Source organism: Amycolatopsis sacchari (assembly GCF_900114035.1).
Classification (GTDB): Bacteria; Actinomycetota; Actinomycetes; order Mycobacteriales; family Pseudonocardiaceae; genus Amycolatopsis_E; species Amycolatopsis_E sacchari.
In genome coordinates, this window is sequence record NZ_FORP01000064.1 from 1 (window position 1) to 1,512 (window position 1,512).

Annotated in this window: 2 protein-coding genes; one reads left to right on the top strand and one right to left on the bottom strand. The window is 71.0% G+C overall.

Going from position 1 to position 1,512, the window contains the following annotated elements; all coding sequences use genetic code 11:
* Positions 1 to 137 precede the first annotated feature (137 nt).
* Positions 138 to 1,193, top strand: coding sequence for a response regulator transcription factor (locus tag BMZ92_RS38505; protein ID WP_091517280.1), 1,056 nt, complete (start codon positions 138 to 140; stop codon positions 1,191 to 1,193).
* A gap of 6 nt (positions 1,194 to 1,199) precedes the next feature.
* Here the strand turns inward: BMZ92_RS38505 and BMZ92_RS36645 are convergent, their stop codons facing one another.
* On the bottom strand, positions 1,200 to 1,412 hold the full coding sequence (locus tag BMZ92_RS36645) for a hypothetical protein (RefSeq protein ID WP_143250033.1): 213 nt from the start codon (positions 1,410 to 1,412) through the stop codon (positions 1,200 to 1,202).
* Between the last annotated feature and the right edge of the window lie 100 nt (positions 1,413 to 1,512).

Consider the following 1,512-nt stretch of genomic DNA (forward strand, 5'->3'; position numbering starts at 1 on the left):
CCACCCGATACGACAAACTCGCCACCGTCTACCGAGCAGCCATCCTCCTGCACGCCGTCATCACCTGGACCACAACATTGTCAGACATGACCTAGCGGTCTTGCCAACGTCGCGCCATCGCGGGGATAGTTCGTGGGGTGTCGGCAACGCCCGACGGTCACCCGCCCCGGCGTGCGCTCACCCCGCGCGAGCGCACGGTCCTGCTCGCGATCGGGCAACGCCTCACCAACAGTGAGATCGCGCAGACCCTGATGGTCTCCAAGCACACGGTCGAGTGCCACGTCGCCTCGCTGTTCGCGAAGTTCGGCGTGCGGCACCGACTGGACCTCATCGCGCTCGCGGAGACCGACGTCGAAGCGGCGCCTCCCGCCTCGCTCGTCGGCACCAGCGGGCTGATGTGGCGGGAGATCACGCGGCTGCGCGGGCAGTTCCAGGAACGCCCGCAGGATTCGGGCGCGCACAAGTGGCTCGCGCAGGCGGCAGGCGTGGTGTTCGAACGCTACCGGCTGCCAAGCCTCGAAACGGCGGATCGTCTGATCCGCGGTGCCGCGGCGCGGCACGGGCTCGACGCGGTGGACGTGGCACACGCGCTGTTGACAGCACCTCGGCCGGAGAGCGGCGGCCGGTGGTTCCCCCATCGCCGCCACCGCCGGGAGCCGGAACTGAGCTTCCTCGACGGCACCGCCAGGAACCCGGCGCGGGTGCTGGGCGCGGCGCTGGACACGTCCCGCGCCTGCGCGGGGGAAAGCCAGGGCGACCTGCAGCTCACCGCGACCGGGCGGCCCGGTCTCGACCTGGTGGCGCACCGGGGCTTCACGGACGAGTTCGTGGCGCGGTTCGCCCATGTCGACGGCAGGAGCACGGCGTGCGCGCTCGCGTTGTCCACACGGCAGCCGGTGTCCGTGCGGGACGTCGCCGAAAGCGCCATCTTCGCGCCGATCACGCGGGAGGCGCTGACCGCCGAGCGGGTCCGGGCGGTGCACAGCACACCCATCCTCGCCTATGGCCGTTGCTTGGGGGTCGTGTCGACCCACGCACCACGGCCGGGGCGCGTGCCCAGCCGCATCACGCAGATCGAGCTGGCCAGGATCGCCGATGAGACGGGCGACTGGCTGGTGTGGCAACGGCACACGGCTCGCCTCGACGCGCTGGAGGACCTGCACTTCCGCGCCACCACGCGGCCGCACCACTGAACACGCTCACTCGTCGTCCCGCCCCAGTTCCTCCCGCAGAACACGATCCACGCGACGCGACGCACGTACGAGCGCCTGGCCCACATACACGACGAGACCGGCCGACGCGGCGACGAGCATCGCCAGCCGGGGCATCGGCAGCACCCCGGCCAGCGTGCAGGCCCCCAGCGCGAGCATCACCACGGAAACGCCCGCGGTCACCACCGCCGGGCCTGCCACCTCACGCCGCCCTACCTTTCAGGGATGTCCGCGGTCCGCGAGGATCGGCGGATGCAGGTGGAGCGGGTATGGCTTTCATGCCTGCTGCCGGTGATGGTTC